Origin of the sequence: Ciceribacter azotifigens (assembly GCF_048159625.1) — a bacterium.
Taxonomy (GTDB): Bacteria; Pseudomonadota; Alphaproteobacteria; order Rhizobiales; family Rhizobiaceae; genus Allorhizobium; species Allorhizobium azotifigens.
Map to the genome: position 1 here is coordinate 21312 of NZ_JBLQTA010000016.1, position 16453 is coordinate 37764.

20 protein-coding genes and 1 pseudogene are annotated in these 16453 nt (G+C 64.2%); 13 read left to right on the forward strand and 8 right to left on the reverse strand.

Features of this window, described 5'->3' with window-relative positions; all coding sequences use genetic code 11:
- Positions 1-13 precede the first annotated feature (13 nt).
- The 9 genes from ctaD to ispH all read left to right on the forward strand — a co-directional run bounded on the left by ctaD (position 14) and on the right by ispH (position 7161).
- Positions 14-1696 (forward strand): cytochrome c oxidase subunit I, encoded by a 1683-nt coding sequence (gene ctaD / locus ACM6UT_RS18880; RefSeq protein ID WP_416798895.1) that lies wholly within the window; start codon positions 14-16, stop codon positions 1694-1696.
- Between the two features lie 82 nt (positions 1697-1778).
- A complete protein-coding gene (locus ACM6UT_RS18885) occupies positions 1779-2735 on the forward strand; it encodes a heme o synthase (protein ID WP_416798896.1) in 957 nt (318 codons plus the stop codon).
- Positions 2735-2872 carry a hypothetical protein gene (locus ACM6UT_RS18890; RefSeq protein ID WP_416798897.1) on the forward strand — a complete coding sequence of 46 codons (138 nt, stop codon included), beginning with the start codon at positions 2735-2737 and terminating at the stop codon, positions 2870-2872. Before ACM6UT_RS18885 ends, ACM6UT_RS18890 begins: the two co-directional genes overlap by 1 nt.
- 35 nt (positions 2873-2907) lie before the next feature.
- Complete coding sequence (locus ACM6UT_RS18895) at positions 2908-3498, forward strand: cytochrome c oxidase assembly protein (protein WP_416798990.1); 591 nt, start codon at positions 2908-2910, stop codon at positions 3496-3498.
- A 57-nt stretch (positions 3499-3555) separates the two neighbouring features.
- Positions 3556-4434: a cytochrome c oxidase subunit 3 gene (locus ACM6UT_RS18900; RefSeq protein WP_416798898.1), complete on the forward strand. Its 879-nt coding sequence runs from the start codon at positions 3556-3558 to the stop codon at positions 4432-4434.
- A 159-nt stretch (positions 4435-4593) separates the two neighbouring features.
- Entirely contained in the window at positions 4594-4977 is a 384-nt protein-coding gene (locus tag ACM6UT_RS18905) for a DUF983 domain-containing protein (RefSeq protein WP_129331894.1), read from the forward strand.
- The gene (locus tag ACM6UT_RS18910) at positions 4970-5710 is read left to right on the forward strand and encodes an SURF1 family protein (RefSeq protein WP_416798899.1); all 741 of its coding nucleotides are present in this window, start codon (positions 4970-4972) and stop codon (positions 5708-5710) included. Before ACM6UT_RS18905 ends, ACM6UT_RS18910 begins: the two co-directional genes overlap by 8 nt.
- A 78-nt stretch (positions 5711-5788) precedes the next feature.
- Complete coding sequence (locus ACM6UT_RS18915) at positions 5789-6154, forward strand: DUF1304 domain-containing protein (protein WP_416798900.1); 366 nt, start codon at positions 5789-5791, stop codon at positions 6152-6154.
- A complete protein-coding gene (gene ispH / locus ACM6UT_RS18920) occupies positions 6154-7161 on the forward strand; it encodes a 4-hydroxy-3-methylbut-2-enyl diphosphate reductase (protein WP_416798901.1) in 1008 nt (335 codons plus the stop codon). The genes ACM6UT_RS18915 and ispH overlap by 1 nt, the downstream gene beginning before the upstream one ends.
- 91 nt (positions 7162-7252) lie before the next feature.
- Here ispH and ACM6UT_RS18925 read toward each other — a convergent pair whose 3' ends face one another.
- The 4 genes from ACM6UT_RS18925 to ACM6UT_RS18940 all read right to left on the reverse strand — a co-directional run bounded on the left by ACM6UT_RS18925 (position 7253) and on the right by ACM6UT_RS18940 (position 8412).
- Positions 7253-7477, reverse strand: coding sequence for a hypothetical protein (locus ACM6UT_RS18925; protein WP_416798903.1), 225 nt, complete (start codon positions 7475-7477; stop codon positions 7253-7255).
- A gap of 62 nt (positions 7478-7539) precedes the next feature.
- Positions 7540-7779 (reverse strand): 30S ribosomal protein S21, encoded by a 240-nt coding sequence (gene rpsU / locus ACM6UT_RS18930; protein ID WP_416798991.1) that lies wholly within the window; start codon positions 7777-7779, stop codon positions 7540-7542.
- A 29-nt stretch (positions 7780-7808) separates the two neighbouring features.
- A complete protein-coding gene (locus ACM6UT_RS18935) occupies positions 7809-8093 on the reverse strand; it encodes a cold-shock protein (protein ID WP_416798904.1) in 285 nt (94 codons plus the stop codon).
- 109 nt (positions 8094-8202) lie between these two features.
- Positions 8203-8412, reverse strand: a complete 210-nt coding sequence (locus ACM6UT_RS18940; protein WP_112687373.1) for a cold-shock protein — start codon at positions 8410-8412, stop codon at positions 8203-8205.
- 405 nt (positions 8413-8817) lie between these two features.
- On the opposite strand from ACM6UT_RS18940, the gene ACM6UT_RS18945 reads away from it, so the two are divergent.
- The 3 genes from ACM6UT_RS18945 to ACM6UT_RS18955 all read left to right on the forward strand — a co-directional run bounded on the left by ACM6UT_RS18945 (position 8818) and on the right by ACM6UT_RS18955 (position 10650).
- Positions 8818-9786, forward strand: a complete 969-nt coding sequence (locus ACM6UT_RS18945) for a homoserine kinase (protein WP_416798905.1) — start codon at positions 8818-8820, stop codon at positions 9784-9786.
- Entirely contained in the window at positions 9783-10226 is a 444-nt protein-coding gene (gene rnhA, locus ACM6UT_RS18950) for a ribonuclease HI (RefSeq protein ID WP_416798906.1), read from the forward strand. Before ACM6UT_RS18945 ends, rnhA begins: the two co-directional genes overlap by 4 nt.
- A 115-nt stretch (positions 10227-10341) precedes the next feature.
- A complete protein-coding gene (locus ACM6UT_RS18955) occupies positions 10342-10650 on the forward strand; it encodes a Dabb family protein (RefSeq protein WP_416798907.1) in 309 nt (102 codons plus the stop codon).
- A gap of 46 nt (positions 10651-10696) precedes the next feature.
- On the opposite strand, the gene ACM6UT_RS18960 is transcribed toward ACM6UT_RS18955, so the two are convergent.
- A complete protein-coding gene (locus ACM6UT_RS18960) occupies positions 10697-11182 on the reverse strand; it encodes a peroxiredoxin (protein WP_416798908.1) in 486 nt (161 codons plus the stop codon).
- Between the two features lie 60 nt (positions 11183-11242).
- Complete coding sequence (locus tag ACM6UT_RS18965; RefSeq protein WP_416798909.1) at positions 11243-12082, reverse strand: protein-disulfide reductase DsbD domain-containing protein; 840 nt, start codon at positions 12080-12082, stop codon at positions 11243-11245.
- A 164-nt stretch (positions 12083-12246) separates the two neighbouring features.
- Between ACM6UT_RS18965 and ACM6UT_RS18970 the strand changes: the two genes are divergently transcribed.
- Complete coding sequence (locus ACM6UT_RS18970; RefSeq protein WP_416798910.1) at positions 12247-12852, forward strand: YqgE/AlgH family protein; 606 nt, start codon at positions 12247-12249, stop codon at positions 12850-12852.
- Positions 12853-12892: 40 nt separating this feature from the next.
- Here the strand turns inward: ACM6UT_RS18970 and ACM6UT_RS18975 are convergent.
- Both ACM6UT_RS18975 and ACM6UT_RS18980 read right to left on the reverse strand, forming a co-directional pair.
- A pseudogene (locus ACM6UT_RS18975) lies at positions 12893-15715 on the reverse strand (EAL domain-containing protein); the annotation flags it as partial.
- Between the two features lie 89 nt (positions 15716-15804).
- Positions 15805-16416 (reverse strand): GNAT family N-acetyltransferase, encoded by a 612-nt coding sequence (locus ACM6UT_RS18980; RefSeq protein ID WP_416798911.1) that lies wholly within the window; start codon positions 16414-16416, stop codon positions 15805-15807.
- Between the last annotated feature and the right edge of the window lie 37 nt (positions 16417-16453).

Below are 16453 nucleotides of genomic sequence, written 5' to 3' on the forward strand. Positions count from 1 at the left end.
GGGAGTGCGGACAATGGCTGGACCTGTTGCCCACGAAGAGCACGCTCACGGTCAGGGCGCGCATCATGACCATCACGACCACAAGCCGGGCTTTGCCGCCCGCTGGCTGTTCTCGACGAACCACAAGGACATCGGTACTCTCTACCTGATCTTCGCGATCATCGCCGGCATCATCGGTGCGGCGCTTTCGGTCGCCATGCGCGCCGAGCTGCAGGAGCCCGGTATCCAGATCTTCCACGGCCTGGCATCGATCGTCTACGGCTTCGAAGGTGACGCCGCGATCGACGGTGGCAAGCACATGTTCAACGTGTTCACCACCGCGCACGCCCTGGTCATGATCTTCTTCATGGTCATGCCGGCACTGATCGGCGGTTTCGCCAACTGGATGATCCCGATCATGATCGGCGCTCCGGACATGGCGTTCCCGCGTCTCAACAACATCTCCTTCTGGCTGCTCGTCCCGGCCTTCCTCCTGCTGATCCTGTCGATGTTCGTCGAAGGTCCGGCCGGCGGCTTCGGCGTCGGCGGCGGCTGGACGATGTATCCGCCGCTGGCGACCTCCGGTCAGCCGGGTCCGGCGGTCGACCTCGCGATCTTCGCGCTGCACGTTTCCGGTGCGTCGTCGATCCTCGGTGCGATCAACTTCATCACCACCATCCTCAACATGCGCGCTCCGGGCATGACGCTGCACAAGATGCCGCTCTTCGCCTGGTCGGTGCTCGTGACCGCCTTCCTGCTCTTGCTGTCGCTCCCGGTTCTCGCCGGCGGCATCACCATGCTGCTGACGGACCGCAACTTCGGCACGACTTTCTTCGCGCCTGAAGGCGGCGGTGACCCGATCCTCTACCAGCACCTGTTCTGGTTCTTCGGTCACCCGGAAGTGTACATCCTGATCCTGCCCGGTTTCGGCATCATCAGCCACATCATCTCGACCTTCTCGAAGAAGCCGGTCTTCGGCTATCTCGGCATGGCCTATGCCATGGTCGCCATCGGCGCCGTCGGCTTCGTCGTGTGGGCGCACCACATGTACACGGTCGGCCTGTCGCTCGGCGCCCAGCGCTACTTCGTCTTCGCTACCATGGTGATCGCGGTGCCGACCGGCATCAAGATCTTCTCCTGGATCGCGACCATGTGGGGCGGCTCGCTGTCGTTCCGCACGCCGATGATCTGGGCGATCGGCTTCATCTTCCTGTTCACCGTCGGCGGTGTAACCGGGGTGCAGCTGGCCAACGCCGGTCTCGACCGTTCGCTGCACGACACCTACTACGTGGTGGCCCACTTCCACTACGTTCTGTCGCTCGGCGCCGTATTCGCCATCTTCGCCGCCTGGTACTACTGGTTCCCGAAGATGACCGGCTACATGTACAACGAGTTCCTCGGCAAGCTGCACTTCTGGGTCATGTTCATCGGTGTGAACATGGTGTTCTTCCCGCAGCACTTCCTCGGCCTCGCCGGGATGCCGCGCCGCTACATCGACTATCCGGATGCTTTCGCCGGCTGGAACTACGTCTCGTCGATCGGGTCCTATATCTCGGCCTTCGGCGTGGTGATCTTCCTCTTCGGCGTCTTCGAGGCCTTTGCCAAGAAGCGCGTTGCCGGCGACAACCCGTGGGGCGTCGGCGCGACCACGCTGGAATGGCAGCTGAGCTCTCCGCCGCCGTACCACCAGTGGGAGCAGCTGCCGCGCATCAAGTAAGCGGCGCCGCTGAAACGAAATCGGTCGCCGCGCTCCTCAGGGGCGCGGCTGCCGGAAAAACAAGAATATCGGGACGGAAACAATGACGGTTGTCGATAACTGCGAAGCGCTGGGCATGGAGGGCGAACTGCGCCTGTCCGAAGCCGGTGCACGCGACTACTTCGCGCTCTTGAAGCCGCGGGTCATGTCGCTCGTCGTCTTCACCGCCTTTGCCGGTCTCGTGCTCGCACCGGGGCAGATCCATCCCGTGCTCGGCGCCATCGCCATTCTCTGCATCGCCGTCGGGGCAGGGGCCTCGGGCGCGCTCAACATGTGGTACGACGCCGATATCGACGCCGTCATGAGCCGCACCGCCCGTCGTCCGATCCCGGCCGGCCGCATCCTGCCGACCGAGGCGCTCGCCTTCGGCCTCACGCTGTCGGTCTTTTCGGTCGCGATCCTCGGGCTTGCGGTCAACTGGTTCGCCGCCGGCCTGCTCGCCTTCACCATTTTCTTCTACGCCGTCGTCTACACGATGTGGCTGAAGCGCTCGACCCCGCAGAACATCGTCATCGGCGGTGCGGCCGGCGCCTTCCCGCCCATGGTCGGCTGGGCCTGCGTGACGGGCGGCGTCTCGCTCGACAGCATCCTGCTCTTCCTGGTGATCTTCCTCTGGACGCCGGCCCACTTCTGGGCGCTGGCGCTTTTCAAGATGCGCGATTACGGCGCCGTCGGCGTGCCGATGCTGCCGAATGTCGCCGGCATTTCCGCGACCAAGCGGCAGATTGCCCTTTACGCGGTGCTGACCGCGGCAGCGGGCGTCGCGCCTGCTTTCACCGGACTGTGCTCGTCCTATTACGGCGCCTTCGCGGCCGTTCTCGGCGCGGGCTTCGTCTACTACTCGATCGGCGTCTGGCGCATGCCGGAAGGCGACGAGAAGATGGTTCCTGCGAAGAAGCTCTTCGGCTTCTCGCTCGTCTATCTCTTCGCGGTCTTCCTGGCGCTTCTCGTCGACCATTACGTCGTGACATTCGCGACCCTTCTCGGAGGGGCAAACTGATGGAAACCGTCAAGCTCAACGATAGCCAGAAGAAATCCCGCCGCGGGCGCAATATCGCGCTCGGCATAGTTCTCGCGGCGCTGGTGGTGCTGTTCTACATCGTGACGCTGGTGAAGATCAGCGGCATGGCGCAGTGAAGGACGGAGGACGGACCTTGGCAGAGCACGCGAACATCCCGGCCGGAAAGGCACGCAGCAACGCAGCGATCCTCGTCGCCTGCGTCGCCTTCGTCGCCGGCATGGTCGGCATGAGCTTCGCCGCCGTCCCGCTCTACCGCATGTTCTGCCAGGTGACCGGCTACAACGGCACGACCCAGCGCGTGGAACAGGTTTCGAGCGTCATTCTCGACCGGAAGATGCGGGTCACCTTCGACGCCAACGTCGCGCCGGGACTGATGTGGAATTTCAAGCCGGTCGAACGCGAGGTCATGCCGAAGATCGGCGAGACGGTGAAGGTGCACTTCACCGCGACCAACCATTCGTCCGAGCCGAAGAAGGGGCAGGCCGTCTTCAACGTGACGCCGATGGAGGCCGCCGCCTACTTCAACAAGATCGAATGCTTCTGCTTCACCGACATCGAACTGAAGCCCGGCGAAACGCTCGACATGCCGGTCGTCTTCTTCATCGATCCGGAGATCGTGAACACGGTGGAGACGAAGGATATCGGTACGATCACCCTGTCCTACACCTTCTATCCGCAGGAGGAGACGAAGCCGGTGGCGGTTCTGCCTGCCGGAAAGGCGGACGGGAACCAGAAATTGTGAGAGGAGGGGTCCGGCCCGCCGGACCTCAGCAAAGTTTGACATTCGGGGATTGCTGACATGGCCCAAGCGCATCAGAAGAATCACGACTACCACATCATCGATCCGAGCCCGTGGCCGCTTCTGGCGGCGATCGGGGCGTTCCTGCTGACCTTCGGTGGCGTCGGCTACATGCGCTATCTCTCGGGCGGCTCGTTCGAGCTCTTCGGCCTTGAGCTTGCTCATCCGTGGCTGTTCTATATCGGCCTGGCGATCATCCTCTACACCATGGTCGGCTGGTGGTCGGACACCATCAAGGAAGCCCATGAGGGCCATCATACCCGTGTCGTGTCGCTGCACCTGCGCTACGGCATGATCATGTTCATCGCTTCCGAAGTGATGTTCTTCGTCGCCTGGTTCTGGGCCTTCTTCGACGCGAGCCTGTTCCCGCACGAAGCCATCCAGGCCTCGCGCGTCGAGTTCACCGGGGGCCAGTGGCCGCCGAAGGGCATCGAGGTTCTCGATCCCTGGCACCTGCCGCTCTACAACACGATCATCCTGCTGCTCTCCGGCACCACCGTCACGTGGGCCCACCATGCGCTCCTGCACGGCGATCGCCGCGGCCTGATTTCCGGCCTGACGCTGACCGTGCTGCTCGGTATGCTCTTCTCCTTCGTGCAGGGCTACGAATATGTCCACGCGCCGTTCACCTTCAAGGACTCGATCTACGGCTCGACCTTCTTCATGGCGACCGGTTTCCACGGCTTCCACGTGCTCGTCGGCACGATCTTCCTGATCGTCTGCCTGCTGCGCGCGCTGAAGGGCGATTTCACCCCGAAGCAGCACTTCGGCTTCGAAGCGGCCGCCTGGTACTGGCACTTCGTCGACGTGGTCTGGCTCTTCCTGTTCTTCTCGATCTACATCTGGGGCGGCTGGGGCGCACCGCTCGCCCACGGCTGATCGGCGGACGATCCTTCGACTATCGGAAAAGGCGGCGGCGAGACTGCCGCCTTTTTCGTTCCGGGCCCATTCGCCCGGAGCCGAAACGCCGGCCGGGGATTTGCCCGGACGGCACGCATCCTCTATGGAATGCTGATAATCAGAAGCAAAGGGATCGCCATGAGCGAGGACAATGCGAAGTATCCGCCGGTCGATCCGGTGAAGGCGGCGCTCGGCGCCTGCTGCCCCCGCTGCGGGCAGGGCAAGCTCTTCGACGGGCTGACCAAGATCAAGCCGCGCTGTACGAATTGCGGCCTCGACTACACCTTCATCGACGCGGGCGACGGTCCGGCCGTCTTCGTCATCCTGATCGCCGATTTCATCGTCGTCGGGCTCGCCGTCTGGACGGAGATCAACTACCAGCCGCCGGCCTGGCTGCACGCGCTGCTCTGGGGACCGCTTGCGATCGGGCTTTCGCTCTGGCTCCTGCGCACCATCAAGGCGCTGCTCGTCGCACTCCAGTACAAGAACAACGCCTCGCAGGGAACGATCGACCGTGGCTGAAGGCGCTTCGGCAGGCCGCACCAAACTCGTCGTCAGCCTCGTCCTCCTGGTCGTCGCGCTCTCCGTTCTCGTGTCCCTCGGCACCTGGCAGGTCCGTCGCTTGCACTGGAAGGAAGCGTTGATCGCCGACATCGAGGCGCGGCGTGCAATGCCGCCGGCGCCGCGCTCCGAAGTCGAGGCGACCGCGGCCCGTGGCGAGGATTTCGAATACCGCCCGGTGCGTGTCGAAGGCCGGTTCCTGAACGACAGGGAGCGCCACTTCTTCGCGACGTTCGACGGGCGCACTGGCTACTACGTCTACACGCCTTTCGAACTCGACGACGGCCGCTTCCTCTTCGTCAATCGCGGCTTCGTGCCCTACGAGATGAAGGACCCGGAAAGCCGCCGCGAAGGCCTGCTGGAGGGGCGCCAGACGGTGACCGGGCTCGCCCGCGCGCGCCTTGCCGGCAAGCCGTCCTGGGTGGTGCCCGAGAACGACGTCGCCGGCGATATCTTCTACTGGAAAGACCTGTCGGCCATGGCCGCCAGCGTCGGACTTGCCGAAGAGAATGTCGTCCAGTTCTTCGTCGATGCGGACGCGACGCCGGTCCCCGGCGGCTGGCCGAAGGGCGGGGTGACGCAGATCGACCTTCCGAACGACCACCTGCAATACGCGATCACTTGGTACGGCCTCGCCGTCGTGCTGCTGGTGATCTCGATCACCGCGTTCCTGCGCGGCAGGAAGCCGGAATAGCCGCAGTGCGGGCGGGCGTTTTCCTCCCGCCGACATCGCGTGATAGAAGACCAAGCCATATGGGCTGGAGGGGAACCGATGAAACTGCTCGCTGATCTGCTCACCGCGCTCGTCGCGCTCGAACATCTCTGGATTTTGGTGCTGGAGATGTTTCTCTGGACGAAGCCGACGGGCCTGAAGGCCTTCGGCATGAAGCCGCAGCAGGCGGCGGCGACGAAGGTGCTCGCCGCCAATCAGGGGCTCTACAATGGCTTCCTCGCACTCGGCCTTGGCTGGGCGCTCGTGCAGCCGGTTCCGGAATTCGCTTTTCAGCTCAAGCTCTTTTTTCTTGGCTGCGTCTTCGTCGCCGGCCTATATGGAAGCGTGACGGCCTCGCGGCGCATTCTCTACATCCAGGCGCTGCCTGCCGTCCTCGCCCTGATCCTGGTTCTCTTGGCTGGCTGATGACGAACACCACTCCGACCCGACCGAAACTGACGATAAGGCTCTGCGGGCCGCGCGGCTTCTGCGCCGGCGTCGACCGTGCCATCCAGATCGTCGTGCTGGCGCTCAAAGGCTATGGCGCTCCCGTCTATGTGCGTCACGAGATCGTCCATAACCGCTACGTGGTCGAAGGGCTGGAGGCCAAGGGTGCGATCTTTGTCGAGGAGCTCGACGAGATCCCCGAGGAGCACCGCGCCCAGCCGGTCGTCTTTTCCGCCCACGGCGTGCCGAAATCGGTGCCGGCGGATGCCAAGGCGCGAAACCTCTTCTATCTCGACGCCACCTGTCCGCTTGTCTCCAAGGTCCACAAGCAGGCGATGCGCCACCAGCGGCTCGGCCGTCACGTCGTGCTGATCGGCCACGCAGGCCATCCGGAGGTGATCGGCACCATGGGCCAGTTGCCCGAAGGCAGCGTCTCGCTGATCGAGACGGTGGAGGATGCCGCCGCATACGTGCCCGCCGATCCGGACAACCTCGGCTACGTGACCCAGACGACGCTCTCGGTCGACGATACCGAAGGTGTGATCGCCAAGCTCAAGGAGCGTTTCCCGCGCCTTGCCGATCCGGCCGCGGATTCGATCTGCTACGCGACGACCAACCGCCAGGAGGCGGTGAAGCAGGCGGCGCCCGGCTGCGACCTCTTCCTGATTGTCGGCGCGCCGAATTCGTCCAATTCGAAGCGCCTCGTCGAGGTGGCGCTGAAGGCGGGGGCGAGGCAGTCGCTGCTCGTGCAGCGCGCCTCGGAGATCGACTGGGATGCGATCGGCACGATCGGTACGCTCGGGCTCTCGGCCGGCGCCTCGGCGCCGGAAGTGATCGTCAACGAGATCATCGAGGCCTTCAGGGAACGCTACGACACGACGGTGGAGCTTGCGGAGTTCTCGGTCGAGAACGAGCACTTCCTCGTCAACCGCGAACTGCGGTCAATCGAACTCACCCACGACGACATGGCCTGGGTGAACGGCTGAAATGCGGCACGGCGTATAGCACCGCCGGCTGCAATACTTTCGCCTGCCGCCGTGAAGCGGAGCGATTTGCCACGCCGATGCTCGGCTATCTTCACGAATGGTGAGGGGCGGCCTTGCGCGTTTTGCTCGTCTGAGCCTTTGCCGGCTGGCTCTCGACAGGCTGCGCCATCCGCAGAGCCCGCAGTCTTTCCGTCTTCTTCTCCCGCGCTTGGACTTCGGCGGCGAGAATGTCGCGCGCCGTGGCGTCGGTCTGTGCCGCCTTCTCCTGTGCCGACATCTTGGCGGGCTTGAAGAACGCTTCCTTGGTTGCTGTCATGTCATTCTCCCTGTCTGGAGGGGATAGGCAGCCGGTGCGGCTGCCTTGCGACGTCCGGGCGCTCAGCGTGCCCGCACGACTTTCTTCTTCGGAGCAGGCAGCAGGCCCTCGCGCTGCGCCTTCTTGCGCGCGAGCTTGCGGACGCGACGGACCGCCTCGGCCTTTTCTCTCGCCCGCTTCTCCGAAGGCTTCTCGTAGGCGCGCCGATCGCGCATTTCCCGGAAAAGGCCTTCCTTTTGCATCTTTCTCTTGAGCACACGCAGTGCCTGCTCGACGTTATTTTCTCTGACGAGTACCTGCAAAAACATCTCCTTGTGTGTTGTGGCGGATTCTATTTCCTGATCCTGATCGAATTCGGATTGATCCATCTGGCCTCGCCGGCGGTGGAAGCCGAACGCGTGGCGCCCGGCGAAGCCGGTGTTTCCGTCCTGTCGACGTCGGCTTCCGTGATATGGCGGGCGAAGCACTCGTCGCTGAACTGGACGCGGTATTGGGCAAGCCCCTGCGCTTCCGGCAGGACCGCGCTGATGCTGCAGCGGCGCTGGCCTTCATCCTTGCGGAAGATGCCCCGTTTTAGGACGACGGTGTCGCCGGTCCGATAAGCAGGCTTGCTCATCAAGCTCCCCTCGTCGATCGAAAAACAAAAGGCCGGGTTTGATCCCGACCTTCCACTTCACTGTCCCTGCGTGCCAGTACATCCGTGGTCACGCGGACAATGATAATCCTCAGGCAGCCTGCAGGTTGTCTGCAGAGCTCTTGCCGGACCGCTTGTCCTGCACGATGTCGTAGCTGATCTTCTGGCCTTCGGTGAGGCCGCGCAGACCAGCGCGTTCGACAGCGGAAACATGGACGAAAACGTCCTGCGAGCCGTTGTCCGGCTGAATGAATCCAAAGCCCTTAGTGCTGTTGAACCACTTTACTGTACCTGTATTCATGACAATTCCTTTCAATCGCATGTGGGCCCGGCCGGAAAGGCCGATCTGATAAATCGACGATGAAGGGAAATCTGAAAGGGCGCAAAAGGCCCTGTACAAAAGTCGCTAGCAAGGTGCGATGAGGCTAAGATATGGCTTTCCTGAAAAAATACAAGGGCTTTTCCGAATTTCTATGATCCTTCTTCTTTCTCATGCCCCTGAGAAATGCTGGATTTTCGTGTGAACGACGGAAATTGTATCAACGTTTTCAATGGAAATTCCTGAAGACATTTTTGCCGTGACCGTGCGTTTTCTATCGACGGCACGAAGGCATCCGATTCCTGTGCCCCGGCTTTCCGCGGGGCTGGTGCTTGCCATCCGCCCGCTGTATGCCTTCACGAAGCACCGACAAACCGACGACGGATCATGGCAGTCTATACCGATATCAACGAGGTCGACCTCAAGACCTTCCTGAGGCAGTACGACGCCGGCGAACTCATGTCCTACAAGGGCATCGCCGAGGGCGTGGAAAATTCGAACTTCCTGCTGCACACGACCGCCGGCTCGCTGATCCTGACGCTCTACGAGAAGCGGGTGGAGAAGGCCGACCTGCCGTTCTTCCTGGGGCTCATGCACCATCTCTCGTCGCGCGGTGTCAACTGCCCGCTGCCGCTGCCGCGCCATGACGGCGCGCTGCTCGGAGAGCTCTCCGGCCGTCCTGCCGCCCTCATCACCTTCCTCGAAGGCATGTGGCTGAGAAAGCCGGAACCCGCCCATTGCCGCGAAGTCGGCAAGGCGCTCGCCGAAATGCACCTCGCGTGCGACGGCTTCGCGCTCCGCCGGCCGAACGCGCTCTCGCTCGACGGCTGGCAGGCGCTCTGGGCCAAATCCGCCGGCCGCGCCGACGAGGTGCTGAGTGGCCTCAGGGAGGAGATCGGCGGCGAGCTCGCCTTCCTCGAAGGGGCCTGGCCGAAGGATCTGCCGGAGGGCGTCATCCATGCCGACCTCTTCCCCGACAACGTCTTCTTCCTCGGCGACCAGCTCTCCGGCCTCATCGACTTCTACTTCGCCTGCAATGACATGCTCGCCTACGACGTGTCGATCTGCCTGAACGCCTGGTGCTTCGAGAAGGACGGTTCCTACAACATCACCAAGGGCATGGCGCTGCTCGACGGCTATAACGCCGTGCGTCCGCTGAGTGCGGCGGAGATCGCCGCCCTGCCGGTTCTGGCGCGCGGCTCGGCACTGCGCTTCTTCCTGACGCGGCTCTACGACTGGCTGACGACGCCCGAGGGCGCGCTCGTCGTCAAGAAGGACCCGATCGAATATCTGCGGAAGCTCCGCTTCCACCGCCAGGTGGCCTCCGCCGCCGAATACGGGCTCGCAAGCGCATGAAGCATGTCGAGATTTTCACCGACGGCGCCTGCTCCGGCAATCCCGGCCCCGGCGGCTGGGGCGCGGTGTTGCGCTACAACGGCGTCGAAAAGGAACTGAATGGCGGCGAGGCGGAGACGACCAACAACCGCATGGAGCTGATGGCGGCGATCAGCGCGCTGAACGCGCTCAAGTCGCCCTGCGAGGTCGACCTCCACACCGACAGCAAATACGTGATGGACGGCATCTCCAAGTGGATTTTCGGCTGGCGCAAGAACGGCTGGAAGACGGCCGACAAGAAGCCGGTGAAGAATGCCGAGCTCTGGCAGGCGCTTGAGGAGGCGCGAAGCCGCCACAAGGTGACCTGGCACTGGGTCAAGGGCCATGCCGGCCATCCCGAGAACGAGCGCGCCGACGAACTCGCCCGCCTCGGCATGGAGCCGTTCAAGAGAGGGCGCTGAACCTGCGGGTGCGCCGCCGCCATCCACGGCTTTCTCCGGTCGCGATGATTTGGCGGCTTGTCAAAGCCCGAGCCGTCCCTATTGTTTGCCCTGACATGACGGAGGGGAGGTCCACATGATCCGGCACTGCGTATTCCTGCGCTTCAAGGCGGCCACGCAAGCCGCCGAAAAACAGGCGATCTATGCGGGCATCGCCGCGCTGAAGGACGTCATTCCCGGCATGTTGGAAGTGGCCTGCGGGCCGAATGTCTCGACGGAAGGGCTCGACGGCGGCTTCGTCGACGGCTTCATCGTCACCTTCGAGGATGCTGAGGTGCGGGACTATTACCTGCGGCACCCGGCCCATATGGAAGTCGCGGAGCGGATCGTGCGGGCGACCGACGGCGGACTGTCGGGCGTCCTCGTCTTCGACATGGAGGCCTGACGACGCGGCGAGCAGGGCCCGCCGTGGTCCCTGTCGTGGCGATCCGTCAGAGCTGTTCGAGCATGGTCGCGGCGGAGGATACCGTCGCCTGGCTCGGCACGTCCTCGACGTTTAGCGTCTTCACCCTGCCGTCCTCGACCAGCATCGAATAACGCTTCGAGCGGACCCCCAGCCCACCGGCGGAGAGATCGGCCTGGAGCCCGAGCGCCGTCGTGAAGGAGGCATCCCAGTCGGCGAGGAAGTGGATCTTGCCCATGCCGCCGGAAGACTGCGCCCAGGCGCCCATCACATGCCAATCGTTGACCGAGACCACGGCGATGTCGTCGACCCCGCGGGCGAGGATCGCGTCGCGGTTTTCCAGATAGCCGGGCAGGTGGTTCAGCGAGCAGGTCGGCGTGAACGCGCCGGGAACGCCGAAGACGACGACCCGCTTGCCCTTGAAGAGCTCGTCGGTGGTGATCTCGACGGGGCCGTCCGGTGTCTTCTCCTTGAAGGTGGCCGGGGGCAGTTTGTCTCCGATCGTGATCGTCATCTGGCTTCTCCTCTGCGGGGATCGATTTGGCGGGTGTTTCGCCCGGAATATAGATTGACGTCAGTCAAAGGCAAGGACGGTCTCGATCGCCCGTCCGCCGGCGATCACCAGCGCGTCCCAGCGCTTGCCGGCGATCGCGTAATTCTTCGGCAGGTGCCCGACGGGCACTTCGATTGTCGTCTTGCCGCCGGCCCCGGATGCGCTCGCGGAGGCGAAGAAGACGTAGCCGGACGGGCCGGTGACGATCGCCTGCGCATCCTGTGCACCCTCGGGAAGCGCGACCTCGAGCGTCAGGCGCTTGAGATCGGCGCTGATCGCATGGCGCTCGACGGCGAAATCGGGTGCGGCCTTCGCGGGCAGGCTCCCAAGCGCATCCGTGACGATGCGGGCTTCGTCCGCATCGGCGGCCTCGTTTGCGGGCAACGCCACCGTCAGCGCGGCCTGGAAGGGAATGCAGATGTTCTTGCAGAGGCCGATGAAGGCGGTCGCCTCCAGTGTCGCCTCTTGTCCTGCCGGCGGTCCGGAAAGCGAAAGCGGCAGGGCCACGGCATGGTCGTAGCCTATGTCTGTGACGTCGCCGGCGTCGATCCGCTTCGGCACCGGAAAGTCGATCCGCTCGAGCGCAAAGCCGCCCGAAGGCGCCATCGTCACGGCGGGCGGAACGCCGCTGTCGCCGGGTTCACGCCAGTAGGTGATCCAGCCCGGTTCCGGCTCGATCTGCAGCACGGCCTGGCGGCGGCCCTCGGGATCGGCCGGGAGGACGACGAGCCGCATCCGGCCGCCCTCGTTGAGTGCCCAGTCGCTCGATGCGGCATGCGCGGAGAATGCCGGCGCCAGCGATGCGGCAAGCATGACCGTGAGGACGGACGGGACAAGACGGGTGAGAAAGGACGCGCACATGTCACATGGACTTAGCGTCCATTTTGGGTCAATTCTAGTCACGCTCGATACCCTGCGATCATTTTTGGTTGATAGATCGCGGTCGATGCCCCATCTTCTCAAGAGCGCATGTCGAAGAGCGAGCGCGTGGCGCCGAAAGCCTCGTAGAGGCAGTTGGAGGTAGGATGCCCTTCTCGTCTTTAGAAAATAACCGCGAGCGCAGCTATCTCGACGGGCAGTTGCTCATTGCCATGCCCGGCATGGCGGACGGCAATTTCTCCCGTTCGGTGGTCTATGTCTGTGCCCATTCGCAGGCCGGCGCCATGGGCTTCATCATCAATCGCCCGCAATCGCTGACCTTCGCCGACGTGCTGCTGCACCTCGACATGATCGACCGGGCCGATGCCATCATGCTGCCGGAGCACGCCCGTGACTTTCCGATCCAGAGCGGCGGTCCCGTCGAGGTCGGCCGCGGCTTCGTGCTCCACACCGACGATTACCTGAGCGACTCCAGCATTCCGGTCAGCGACGACATTTCGCTGACGGCGACGCTCGACATCGTGCGCGCCATTTCCGACGGCCGCGGGCCGCGCCGGGCGACCATGCTGCTCGGCTATGCCGGCTGGGGACCGGGCCAGCTCGAACACGAGATCGCCAACAACGGCTGGCTGAACTGCCCGGCGACCGAGGACATCATCTTCGACCGCGCGCTCGAAGGAAAATACGAGCGTGCACTCGCCCTGATGGGCGTCACCCCCGCCATGCTGTCCGCCGACGCCGGCCACGCCTGACGGGCGAGAGGCGGGGCGGTTCATCTCGCCCGCATCGCCCTTACGCCCGCTTGGTCAGCGGAAAGCGCTCCCGCAGCAGTTTCTGCACGGACTCGGCGCCGATCGGCGGGCCGAGGAGATAGCTCTGGCCGTACTGGCAGCCGAGGTCGGCGAGCGCCTTGGCGGCCTCGTCGGTCTCCACGCCTTCTGCGACCAGCGTCATATCCATCTCGCGTGCCATGCTGACGACCGAGCGCAGCATCACCTCCCGCTTGTCGCCTTCGGCGCAGACGAGCGCCCGGTCGAGCTTGATCGTGTCGAAGGGGAAGCGCGTCAGATAGACGAGCGAGGAATAACCGGTGCCGAAATCGTCGAGCGCCAGGCTGATGCCGAGCTCCTTGAGCTTGCCGAGCACGAGGCGCGCCTGCTCCGGGTTCGCCATCATCACCGTTTCGGTGAGTTCGAGCTTGATGCGGTTCGGCTCGCACTGGGTCTTCGCGAGCATCGAGCGGATGTCGTTGTAGAGCTCGCTGCTGAGAAGCTGTGCGCTGGACAGGTTCACCGAGACGAAGATCGGCACATGGCCGGTCTGCCGTTCCCAGTCGACGAGATCGGAGGTCGCGCGTTCCAGCGCGAACATGCCGAGCGGCTCGATGAGATCGGAGCCTTCGGCGATCGGGATGAACTCGGACGGCGGGATGTTGCCGCGCTTCGGGTGGTCCCAGCGCATCAGCGCCTCGAAGCCGGCGATCTCGCCGTTGGCAAGCGTCACGATCGGCTGGTAGACGATCGAAAGTTCCTTGCGCTCGATCGCACGGCGAAGGTCGGTTTCGAGCTGCAGCCGGTCGGTGCCCGAGGTGCGGAAGGCCGGGCGGAAGGGCTCGACGCGGTTGCCGCCGGCGCGCTTGGCGCGGTACATCGCAAGCTCCGCGTCGGAGAGAAGGCCGGCAGCATTCTCCTGCTGGTCCACCCAGGACACGAGGCCGACCGAGGCGGTCAGGATTACCTCGCGGTTGGCGAAGCTGATCGGCACCATGATCGCCTTGCTGACCGCATCGGCGAAATCGGCGACCTTTGCCGGATCGCGTTCGGAGACGAGGATGAGGCCGAACTCGTCGCCGGAAATGCGGGCGAGCGTGTCCTGCGGCTTCAGAAGCCGCCGCAGCCGCCGCGTGAGCGCAATCAGGATGTTGTCGCCGGCGGCAATCCCGAGCGAGTCGTTGACCTGCTTGTAGCGGTCGATGTCGATCGCCATGACTGTCGGGCGAATATTGTCGCCGTCGTTGGTGAGCGCCAGCACCGACTGCAGCCGGTCGAGGAAGACCTCGCGGTTTGGCAGGCCGGTCAGGTTGTCGTGCATCGCGTCCTGCATCAGCCGGTCGATCGAGTTCTTCTGCTCGGTGACGTCGACGATCGTGCCGACGCAGCGGATGACCTCGCCGTTGGAGCCGAGCACCGGGCGGGCACGGATCTGCAGCCAGTGGAAATGGCCGTCCTCGGCGCGCAGGCGGAATTCGTGGCTCAATCGGCCCTTGCGGTGTTCCAGCAGTACGTCGAGCGTAGCGCGGAACCGGTCGCGGTCGTCCGGGTGGAGACGCGGCAGCCAGTTGCGGGCCGGGCCGTGCATCGTCCCCGGCGAGAGGCCGAGCCGCACCGAGATGTCGGGGCTGGTGACGACGCGGTCGCGGGCGACATCCCAGTCCCAGACGGTGTCGCCGGAGCCGCTGAGCGCCAGCGCCTGCCGTTCGAGGTCGGAGAACAGGCCCTGCTGGTAGGCGCCGCCGGCAAAGGCGTGCTGCATGACGGTGAAGCCGATCAGCAGAACGATCAGCACGAGGCCGCCGCCGAGTGCCGGCTGGATGATGTCGTTGTCGAGCTGGCCGGTGACGGTGAGCCAGCCACCGAACAGCCAGACAAGGATCAGCGCCCAGGAGGGGACCAGCAGGATCGCACGGTCGTAACGGTTGAAGCCGAGATAGACGATGAGGGCGATGCCGGCCGTCGCCGCCAGCGCGAAGGAAAGGCGGGCGATGCCGGCGGCGATGGACGGATCGTAGATCGCCACGCCGAAGACGAGGCCGAGGCCGAGCACCCAGGCGAAGGTCGCGTAGCCGAGATGCACGTGCCAGCGGTTGAGGTTGAGGTAGGTGAAGAGGAAGATCACCAGGCTGGAGGCGAGCGCCACCTCCGCGCCGGCGCGCCATATTCGCTGGTCCACGGTGGTGACGCCGATCAGCTTGTCGATGAAGCCGAAGTCGACGCAGATATAGGCGAGCACCGCCCAGGCCAGCGCTGCCGCCGCCGGCAGCATCGAGGTGCCCTTGACGACGAAGAGGATCGTCAGGAACACCGCGAGAAGGCCGGCAATGCCGAGGACGATGCCGCGATAGAGCGTGAAGGCGTTGATCGTGTCCTTGTAGGCGTTCGGTTCCCAGAGATAGATCTGCGGCAGGTTGGGGGTCGCCAGCTCCGCGACGAAGGTGATGACCGCGCCGGGGTTCAGCGTGATGCGGAAGACGTCGGCCTCGTCGCTCGGCTGCCGGTCGAGGGCGAACCCTTCCGAGGGCGTGATGGCGATGATGCGCTGCGAGCCGAGATCGGGCCAGAAAAGCTTGGAATTGGCGAGCCGGAAATGCGGCGCGACGATCACGCGTTCGAGCTGCTCTTCCGAGACGTTCGCGAGCGCGAACACCGCCCAGTCGCCCTGGTGGTTCTCCGAGCTGGCGCGGACCTCGATGCGGCGGCGGATGCCGTCGGCGCCGGCGGCCGTCGAGACCTGGAAGGCCTCGCCCTGGCTCGTATAGATTTCCGTGGTCGGGGTGAGGTCGAGCGCGGTATCGTCGCGCGAGATCTTCACCGGCTCGGCGGCGCGCGAGGGGCCGGCCGCGAGGCTCATCAGGCCGCACATCAGCGCAGCGACAAGCATTACCATCCGGCGCCCGCAGGACGCATGGTCGTTCCGGAGCCAGGCCATCAACGCTCTTTGTCCCTGTTCCCGCCGGTCGTTTCGGCCAGTCTGGAATACAGGGCGTGGTCGCGCCACTGCCCGTTTATTTTCAGATACTCGCGCAAAAGGCCTTCCCGCTGAAATCCGGTCCGTTCGAGCAGCCGGATGCTTTTTTGATTGTCTGGAATACAGGCTGCTTCAATCCGGTGCAACTCGAGGACCCTGAATATGTATGGAATAGCCAGTTGAAGTGCGGCAAACATATGACCGCGCCCCGCATGTCTTTCGCCCATCCAGTATCCGATCATGCAGCTTTGCGAGGCGCCGCGGCGGATGAGGCCGATCGTCAGGCCGCCGAGAAGCGTGTCGTCGGGACGTGAAAAAAGGAAGAGCGGCACGGCGAGCCCGGCATAGTATTCCTGCTCGTTGCGCAGCACGCGGGCGCGGAAGGCCCTCTCCGTGAGATCGTCCGGGCGCCAGCTCGGTTCCCACGGCTGCAGGAAGCTGCGGCTTTCCGACCGCAGGGCGTGCCATTGCTCGAAATCGTTGTAGCGGGCCAGACGCAGGCGATGGAACTCGCTTGCAAGATCAGGCTTGTCCGGCTGCCGTGACAGAAACCGAAACACCGATCGTCCCATCGATCACCCCCGGATCGGCGGCAGGTCACGCCGCCGC

Coding starts and splice junctions, on each gene's coding strand:
- ACM6UT_RS18935 (WP_416798904.1), bottom strand. CDS start 8,093: ATGAGCAAGCCTGCTTATCGGACCGGCGACACCGTCGTCCTAAAACGG.
- ACM6UT_RS18890 (WP_416798897.1), top strand. CDS start 2,735: ATGGAAACCGTCAAGCTCAACGATAGCCAGAAGAAATCCCGCCGCGGG.
- ACM6UT_RS18925 (WP_416798903.1), bottom strand. CDS start 7,477: ATGACAGCAACCAAGGAAGCGTTCTTCAAGCCCGCCAAGATGTCGGCA.
- ACM6UT_RS18980 (WP_416798911.1), bottom strand. CDS start 16,416: ATGGGACGATCGGTGTTTCGGTTTCTGTCACGGCAGCCGGACAAGCCT.
- ctaD (WP_416798895.1), top strand. CDS start 14: ATGGCTGGACCTGTTGCCCACGAAGAGCACGCTCACGGTCAGGGCGCG.
- ACM6UT_RS18965 (WP_416798909.1), bottom strand. CDS start 12,082: ATGTGCGCGTCCTTTCTCACCCGTCTTGTCCCGTCCGTCCTCACGGTC.
- ACM6UT_RS18945 (WP_416798905.1), top strand. CDS start 8,818: ATGGCAGTCTATACCGATATCAACGAGGTCGACCTCAAGACCTTCCTG.
- ACM6UT_RS18955 (WP_416798907.1), top strand. CDS start 10,342: ATGATCCGGCACTGCGTATTCCTGCGCTTCAAGGCGGCCACGCAAGCC.
- ACM6UT_RS18970 (WP_416798910.1), top strand. CDS start 12,247: ATGCCCTTCTCGTCTTTAGAAAATAACCGCGAGCGCAGCTATCTCGAC.
- ACM6UT_RS18885 (WP_416798896.1), top strand. CDS start 1,779: ATGACGGTTGTCGATAACTGCGAAGCGCTGGGCATGGAGGGCGAACTG.
- ispH (WP_416798901.1), top strand. CDS start 6,154: ATGACGAACACCACTCCGACCCGACCGAAACTGACGATAAGGCTCTGC.
- ACM6UT_RS18905 (WP_129331894.1), top strand. CDS start 4,594: ATGAGCGAGGACAATGCGAAGTATCCGCCGGTCGATCCGGTGAAGGCG.
- ACM6UT_RS18960 (WP_416798908.1), bottom strand. CDS start 11,182: ATGACGATCACGATCGGAGACAAACTGCCCCCGGCCACCTTCAAGGAG.
- ACM6UT_RS18940 (WP_112687373.1), bottom strand. CDS start 8,412: ATGAATACAGGTACAGTAAAGTGGTTCAACAGCACTAAGGGCTTTGGA.
- ACM6UT_RS18915 (WP_416798900.1), top strand. CDS start 5,789: ATGAAACTGCTCGCTGATCTGCTCACCGCGCTCGTCGCGCTCGAACAT.
- ACM6UT_RS18900 (WP_416798898.1), top strand. CDS start 3,556: ATGGCCCAAGCGCATCAGAAGAATCACGACTACCACATCATCGATCCG.
- rnhA (WP_416798906.1), top strand. CDS start 9,783: ATGAAGCATGTCGAGATTTTCACCGACGGCGCCTGCTCCGGCAATCCC.